Origin of the sequence: Rhodococcus sp. (in: high G+C Gram-positive bacteria) (assembly GCF_049286785.1) — a bacterium.
GTDB lineage: Bacteria > Actinomycetota > Actinomycetes > Mycobacteriales > Mycobacteriaceae > Rhodococcus_F.
This window is the reverse complement of sequence record NZ_JBAQEO010000117.1, coordinates 1-6,871: the sequence shown is the minus strand read 5'-3', so window position 1 is coordinate 6,871 and position 6,871 is coordinate 1. Positions and strand designations below refer to the sequence as shown.

Annotated in this window: 8 protein-coding genes; 2 read left to right on the top strand and 6 right to left on the bottom strand. The window is 65.7% G+C overall.

The window, feature by feature from the left end; genetic code table 11:
* The 6 genes from WAW17_RS04645 to WAW17_RS04620 form a co-directional block, all read right to left on the bottom strand.
* Positions 1-1,565, bottom strand: a 1,565-nt coding sequence (locus tag WAW17_RS04645) for an MMPL family transporter (protein ID WP_422331837.1), incomplete at its 3' end; no start/stop codon positions are given.
* 420 nt (positions 1,566-1,985) lie between these two features.
* Entirely contained in the window at positions 1,986-2,483 is a 498-nt protein-coding gene (locus tag WAW17_RS04640) for a GtrA family protein (protein ID WP_422331838.1), read from the bottom strand.
* Between the two features lie 145 nt (positions 2,484-2,628).
* A complete protein-coding gene (locus WAW17_RS04635; protein WP_422331836.1) occupies positions 2,629-3,258 on the bottom strand; it encodes a class I SAM-dependent methyltransferase in 630 nt (209 codons plus the stop codon).
* Positions 3,259-3,647: 389 nt separating this feature from the next.
* Positions 3,648-3,932 (bottom strand): metal-sensitive transcriptional regulator, encoded by a 285-nt coding sequence (locus WAW17_RS04630; protein WP_422331835.1) that lies wholly within the window; start codon positions 3,930-3,932, stop codon positions 3,648-3,650.
* 76 nt (positions 3,933-4,008) lie between these two features.
* Complete coding sequence (locus tag WAW17_RS04625) at positions 4,009-4,368, bottom strand: rhodanese-like domain-containing protein (protein ID WP_422331834.1); 360 nt, start codon at positions 4,366-4,368, stop codon at positions 4,009-4,011.
* On the bottom strand, positions 4,365-4,679 hold the full coding sequence (locus WAW17_RS04620; protein ID WP_422331833.1) for a rhodanese-like domain-containing protein: 315 nt from the start codon (positions 4,677-4,679) through the stop codon (positions 4,365-4,367). Before WAW17_RS04620 ends, WAW17_RS04625 begins: the two co-directional genes overlap by 4 nt.
* A gap of 138 nt (positions 4,680-4,817) precedes the next feature.
* On the opposite strand from WAW17_RS04620, the gene WAW17_RS04615 reads away from it, so the two are divergent.
* Positions 4,818-6,197 (top strand): rhodanese-like domain-containing protein, encoded by a 1,380-nt coding sequence (locus tag WAW17_RS04615; RefSeq protein WP_422331832.1) that lies wholly within the window; start codon positions 4,818-4,820, stop codon positions 6,195-6,197.
* A 46-nt stretch (positions 6,198-6,243) separates the two neighbouring features.
* Positions 6,244-6,618, top strand: coding sequence for a thioredoxin (gene trxA / locus WAW17_RS04610; protein ID WP_422331831.1), 375 nt, complete (start codon positions 6,244-6,246; stop codon positions 6,616-6,618).
* The last annotated feature ends 253 nt before the right edge of the window (positions 6,619-6,871 follow it).

Genomic DNA, 6,871 nt, shown 5'->3' with positions numbered 1-6,871 from the left:
GCGCCGCCGACCAGCGCACTGTCGGGCAGATCCGTGCGCAGCTGCGACAGTATGGTGCCCATCTTCTCGTCCGAGGGGTCGACATCCGGGATGGCTTGCAGCATGACGTAGTCGGCGCCGTCCATGGCGGGCTGCGGCGGGGTGACCATAGTGATCCCCTCGGTGCCGGCGGCGGCGGTGGCAGCCGCGTCGGCATCGGCCGCGGGAGTGATGATCTGCAGCATGCCGGGTGCGCCCTCACCCATCTGCGACTGGACGAGATCGTAACCCTGGCGGACCGGGGCCTCTTCCGGGACGACCTCGATCGACGGCATGGCAACCTTCAGGCCCAGGATCGGCAGGGCCAACACGACCAGTACCAGCAGCGCGCCGACCGCGAAGGGCCACGGATGCTTGTTCAGCAGATGGCCCCACGCCTCGAACTTCGGGGACCGGTGCTGCTGGCGCTTGGCGAAGGGCAGCGCGCCGGCGTTGATCTTGCTGCCGAGCTTTGCCAGCACCGCCGGGAGCAGGGTCATGGAGGCGGCCAGGACGAAGAACACGGCGAGCATGATGCCCACGGCCATTGTGCGGACCGCGGGGGCGGGGACGAGTAGTACTGCGGACAGGCTCACCAGCACGGTGATGCCGGAGAGCACGACCGCCTTGCCGGCAGTGTCCATGGTCTCGGCCACCGCAGCCCGCCTGTCGGCGTTCTTGCTCAGCGCATCTCGGAAGCGGGCCACGATGAACAGGGCATAGTCGATGCCGAGGGCGAGGGCGAACATCATCGCGAAGTTCATCGCCCACACCGAGATCGGGGTGACCTCATTGAGGAGAACGAGGCCTCCGGCCGAGGCCACCAGCCCGGCGATGGTCAGGAGCAGTGGCAATCCGGCTGCGACGAGGGAGCCGAAGGCGAGCACCATGATCGCCAGGGTCACCGGCCACGAGATCATCTCAGCCTTGATCATGGCGTCGTGGTTGGCCTTGTTGAAGTCGCTCCACAGAGCGGAGGATCCGGTCGGGTACACCTCGATGCCGTCACCCGAGAGTGCGGTCAGTTCCTCCTTGAGTTCGTCGACCGCCTTCACCATGTCGTCGGTGCTGGCATTCGCACCGGCGATCATGATGCCGGTGTGTCCGTCGGGGCTGATCGACATGCCCGGCTGCGGCGCGATGATCTCACCGAATCGAGGATCCGATGCGAAGATGGTGGTGGCCTCGGCCACGGTCTCCTGCATCGGGGCATCGCTGACCTGCAGCGTGTCCGAGTGCACTACCACCTGGACGGCGGCCGACGAGTTACCGCCGAAGTGTTCCTCGGCGAGCTCGCGGACCTGCACCGATTCCGAACCGTTGGCCTGCCAGCCGGCGCCGGCCAGTGAGCTGAATACGCTCGGGGCCGCTGCACCCAGGGCAATCAGCACGATCACCCAGACGCCGAATACCCATTTGGCGTGTGTTGCCATGGCTGAACCCAGGTGCGCCATCGGGCCCCCTAGCGTCGAGGGCGGTGCGCCACTCGCACTCTTCGGGGGTTTCGTCAGCGACGGATGATCGCCGCCGGGGCTGTTCTCGCTCATACACGAACTCCTTATACGGGTGGGGGTATATCAAGGGCTGCAATGTGCTCCGGGCAAGGGGTGGGCACCAGGGGATCACTGCATCGCAGTTTCGTGCTCTGAATATATACCCCCAGGGGTACTTTTGGCCAGGAGGTGTGATGTCCTGGTTCTGGATCTCGTCCTCCCGGGTGGCACGGTGCCCGATCGGGGCGGGGGTGCGACCGGGTGAGACTCCTGTGGATCACCGCTGTGATATCCCCTGTCACCGCGCCGAATAACGGCCTGAATATCACGTCCGCCATCTCGGACCGTATCGGGACACGTCGAGCATATCGGCGCCCCGGCGCCATTCTCGGTTTCGATGAATCCGTCGAACACGCCGGTTCGCGATGGCAATTCACCATGCACGATTTGCGTATCCGACCGCATCCATTCGAGTCAGTGGACTGTGACCCGAGGTTTGTCTGCAGGGGCGAAGACCCAACCCCGGAGGGCGAGGAATCGCAGGCCGCCGATGACGGCGCTGGTAGCAATCACCAGGAGTGCCTGCGTCATTCCCGTGGCGGCGGGTACGAACAGATGTAGGAGGGCGAGCGCCAGCGAGCTGAGGAGCAGCCCGACCAGTGCCAGTGAGCCGGCCTCCCACTGCGCAGCGAACCAATGCACTCGGTCTGCGGCCCGGAAGGTATGCCGACGGTGCAGTTCGTTCGCGAGGACCGTGCTGGCGGTAACCCCGACTGTGTTGGCGACGAAAGATCCGTATCCGGTGAGGAAGAGGAAGGCGAGTGCGTAGAGGGCATTGCTGGACCCTCCGACGAGTGCGAACCGGGTGAGCTGGGCGAGCCAGCCGTCGCCGGTCGGGCGCCACAGGGCGACCCGCGCGCGGACCAGGGGATGACCTGGCGTGCCGGCCTGGGATGAGGGTATGACTGCGATCACAGGCCGGCCGCGCGATCCTCGGGAACCGAGGGTCTACGACGGTGACGGCGGGGACGGCACTGCTCGACAACCATCATCATCATCTCCTCCCTTCGGATCGGGCGTACGTCGTTCGAACCTCTGGCGCATGGGCGGGACGCCGTCAGCGGCGTCGCGCCAGGAAAACCGTGTCGTGGATCGTAACGGACCGTCCATAGGGGTCGGAGACCAACCGCGCGGGGGCGGCGTTGGTGACGACGTCCCACTTGTCCGGCTCGAGAAGTTCGACGATGTCGTCGCCTGTGAAGTACAGCTCGGGTAGCGGCGGGCGCGGCACGCCGGACTGAAGGTCCGAGAGATGGTGGCCGACGATGAGCAGGGTGCCGCCCGGTGCCACCGAGTCCGCCAGCCGTTGGAACAATGAATCTCGCGGTTGTGGTGGCAAGTGCATGTACTGGGCGTTGACCAGGTCATATCGGACGGGGCCGGGTTGCCGGGTCGTGATGTCTTCGTGAAGCCAGCTGATGCGATCGGCTATCTCGGCCCCTGCTCGAGCGGCATGGTCGGCGCCTCGTTGCAGGGCGACGCCGGACACGTCGACCGCTGTGACCTGCCAGCCGTGACCTGCCAGCCAGATCGCGTCCGCACCCTCTCCGCATCCCACGTCCAACGCGGTACCGGGGGTGAGTTCAGCGGTTTCGGCGACGAGGTGAGTGTTGGGATCGCCGCTCCACACGGGGCCCCTGGAGCGGTAACGCTCATCCCAGGTCTTTTCGTCGGACTGAGCTGACATTCCTTCTCGTTCCGTGTCGACTGCGTTGTGGTGCGTCATGTGCGCACCGCCGAGGTCGCGTTGGGTCAGCGGCCGAAAATTGAGCCGAAGAACCCTGCTTTCGCGGGGGGAGCAGAGTTCTCGGTGCAGTCGCACCGATCGGAGGCAGGGACGGTTCGCATGACGCTGTCGACGTGCGAACCGCAGCCTCCCCAGGTGGTCTTCGAACAGGTCGAGCAGGTGACGGGGTAACACATGGTGGTCCTCCAGGGATGGTGGGTGAAATCAATATACCCCATGGGGTATCTGTAGATCAAGAATGTTCTGAACCGATCATGTCCTGTGTCGTTTCTCTCGCTTCCTTTTTCGAGGTAAGCGGACCGCAGGACCTCGGTCGCCGTTCGAGGCGGTCAGGCGAGGGTCAGGAAGAGCTTCTCGAGTTCTTCCTCGGACAGTCGGTCGGCGCAGTTGGTGTCCTGCTCGTCGAGAACGCATTGACGTAGCTGAGCTGCGACGATCTTGAAGCCGGCTCGGTGCAGGGCATGCGAGACCGCGGCGAGTTGTGTCACCACGTCACGGCATTCCCGACCGGATTCGATCATCGTGATCACCCCGGCGAGCTGGCCCTGCGCTCGGCGGAGGCGGTTGAGTACCAACGCGGTCGACTCGGCGGCGATCGCGGGTTGTGTTGTCATGGGTCGACCCTTCTGTTCGGAGTTGTGTTCATAACGGATGCGCTCATGGTGGGTGTGGTATCGAGTATCGTCCGGCTCATCGGCGCCTTCCCGTCACGACCCGGCCTCCGGCCCGCTCCCAGGCGATCATGCCGCCGCGCAGCGAGGCCACCGGGGCCTGAGCATTCGGGGCGAACATTCGGGCCGCACTCGCCGAGCGCATGCCCGAGTGGCACACGAACACCACGGGACGGCCACGTACTATCCGCGTCGCCTGTGACGGCACCTTGGAGAGCTCGCAGTGCTGGGCGACCGAGGCATGGCCGGACCGGAACTCGGCGGCCGACCGGACGTCCACGAGGACTGCCCCGGACTCGAGGAGTTCTCGGGCTCGCGCCACGCCGATACTTTCGTAGGGCTTGCCGAACATCGCCTTGAACTTGTCGAGCATGCTCATCGCGTACCGCCCGTCTCGGTGGGGTTGCCGGTGCGCAGCCACGCACCTGTCCCGCCGGCGACCGAGACGGCGCGGCGCCCGGCGCCGCTGAGAATGTCGGCACCGTACAGGCTGCGGTTTCCCGAGGCGCAGATCACGTACACCATGTCTCCGTCGGGGACCTCGGCAACCCGGGCGCTCAACTCGCCGAGTGGGATCCATTGCGCGCCGGGCACATGTGCCTGCGCGTACTCGTGGTCCTCTCGCACGTCGACCACCGGTGCACCGGCCTTCCACGCATCGGTGAAGGCGGCGATATCGATTTCCCTCATCTGTGACTCCTCTGGTCGGGCGGGGTATCCGGCTCTTCTCTGGATGTATACCCCTTGGGGTACTTGACATACCCTAGGGGGTATGTGGCAATCTGTCCATAGCAAGCCCCGAGAAATTGACCACACGGAGGAAACGCGATGATTCTCGAGCAGTACTACATCGAGTGCCTGTCGCATGCGTCGTACCTGATCGGCGACGAGAGCACCGGTCGCGCCGTCGTGGTCGACCCGCGCCGCGACGTCACCGAATATCTTGACGACGCACAGCGACTGGGTCTGACCATCGAGGGTGTGATCAACACCCATTTCCATGCCGACTTCGTGTCCGGGCACCTGGAACTGCTCGAGGCGACCGGCGCGTGGATCGGGTTCGGTGAGGCCGCGGAGGCCGACTACCCGATCCGCCGCCTCGCCGACGGTGAACACCTTTCCCTCGGTGACGTCGACCTGGAAATCCTGTCCACTCCAGGACACACCTGGGAATCGATCAGTGTGCTGGTACGTGAGCATCCCGGTGCCACCCCCGCAGCGGTTCTCACCGGGGACTCACTGTTCATCGGCGACGTCGGCCGCCCCGACCTGGTGAACATCGGCGACAGCTCCACCTCGGATCTGGCCAAGGCGATGTACCACACCATCCACGAGAAGCTGCTGACCCTGCCCGATGTGGTGACGGTGATGCCCGCGCACGGTGCCGGCTCGTCCTGTGGGAAGAACCTGTCCGAGGAGCTGACCTCCACCATCGGCGAGCAGCGGGCCACGAACCCGTCGGTGCAACCGATGACCGAGGACGCGTTCGTGGCGTTGGTGATCGACGGTCAGCCGGCGGCACCATCGTACTTCTCGGTCGATGCCGGACTGAACAAGACGATGCATCCGTTGCTCGATCAGGCGCGCCGTATTCCGGAACAGACCCCCGACCAGGTTCGGGCCGAGCTCGAGGCCGGGACCCGGGTGCTCGACGCGCGCAGTGTCGAGGACTTCGCCGCCGGACACCTGGCGGGGTCGGTCAACGTCGGCTTCGACGGCCGCTTCGCCGAAACCGGCGGCATGGTCGCCGAGGTCGGGGAGCGCATCGTGCTGATCACGTACCCCGGTGAGGAACAGGACGCGGCACTGCGGCTCGCCCGGATCGGCTCGGACAATGCTGCGGGCTATCTCAACATCGGTGTCGACGGAGTGTTCCCGACCGAGCTCGCGGACCTGGTGCGGACCGCGCCGCGTACCACCGTGCAGGAGCTGGACCGCCTGTTGGCCGCCGACGCGGTCACCCTGGTCGACATCCGCAACCCGGGCGAACGCGACTCCGGGGTCATTCCCGGGGCGATCGCGGTCCCGTTGGCGCAGCTGCGGGTTCGGCTCGAGCAGGTGCCCACCGACCGGCCGATCGTGGTGCACTGCGCCGGTGGCTGGCGGTCGAGTGTGGCCGCGTCGCTGCTCCGCGCGCAGGGCTTCGAGCGGGTCTCAGATCTGGTCGGCGGCTACAACGAATGGGCCGAGGCACACGTTCCGGCCTGACCGACTCAGCAGCATCCTCGATACACATCAGCGAAAGGACCACCTCATGACCACCACGAACCTCACGGCCGCGGACTTCGAATCCACCGTCTCCGGCCAGGACATCGTGCTCGTCGACTTCTGGGCGGGGTGGTGTGGCCCGTGCAGGGCGTTCGCCCCGACTTTCGAGAAGTCAGCGCAGGCGCACCCCGACATTGTGCACGCCAAGGTCGACACCCAGGCGGAGCAGGAACTTGCCGCTGCCGTCGGAATCCAGTCGATTCCCACGATAATGGCGTTCCGCGAGGGTGTGCTCGTCTACGCCCAACCCGGAGCCCTTCCCCCGGCCGCCCTCGAGAACTTGATCACCCAGATCAAGGCCCTCGACATGACCGCGGTCCATGCGGAACTGGCCGAGCAGAAAGCGTCCGCGAACGCCTAGGTATCGGTGGCGCCGGCACGGTTCGAATCGGTTGTGCCGGAGTGTTCCTCACCCCGTGTTCCTCACCCCGTGTTCCTCACCCCGTGTTCCTCACCCCGCGGATACTGCCAGTGTCCGCGGGGTGAGCCGCGCAGTCAGTACCGCGACGGCCACATGAGGCCGCCGAGATTCTCCGCGCCGTGGTCACACGGAAACGCCATACCCAAGGCGCACAGCGCCACCGGTGCAGCACTCGGACCAGTTCGCCGCGCAC

Bases quoted from the DNA above. Each gene is read 5' to 3' on its own strand.
- WAW17_RS04635 (WP_422331836.1), bottom strand. From the start codon at position 3,258: ATGTCAGCTCAGTCCGACGAAAAGACCTGGGATGAGCGTTACCGCTCC.
- WAW17_RS04630 (WP_422331835.1), bottom strand. From the start codon at position 3,932: ATGACAACACAACCCGCGATCGCCGCCGAGTCGACCGCGTTGGTACTC.
- WAW17_RS04625 (WP_422331834.1), bottom strand. From the start codon at position 4,368: ATGAGCATGCTCGACAAGTTCAAGGCGATGTTCGGCAAGCCCTACGAA.
- WAW17_RS04620 (WP_422331833.1), bottom strand. From the start codon at position 4,679: ATGAGGGAAATCGATATCGCCGCCTTCACCGATGCGTGGAAGGCCGGT.
- WAW17_RS04615 (WP_422331832.1), top strand. From the start codon at position 4,818: ATGATTCTCGAGCAGTACTACATCGAGTGCCTGTCGCATGCGTCGTAC.
- trxA (WP_422331831.1), top strand. From the start codon at position 6,244: ATGACCACCACGAACCTCACGGCCGCGGACTTCGAATCCACCGTCTCC.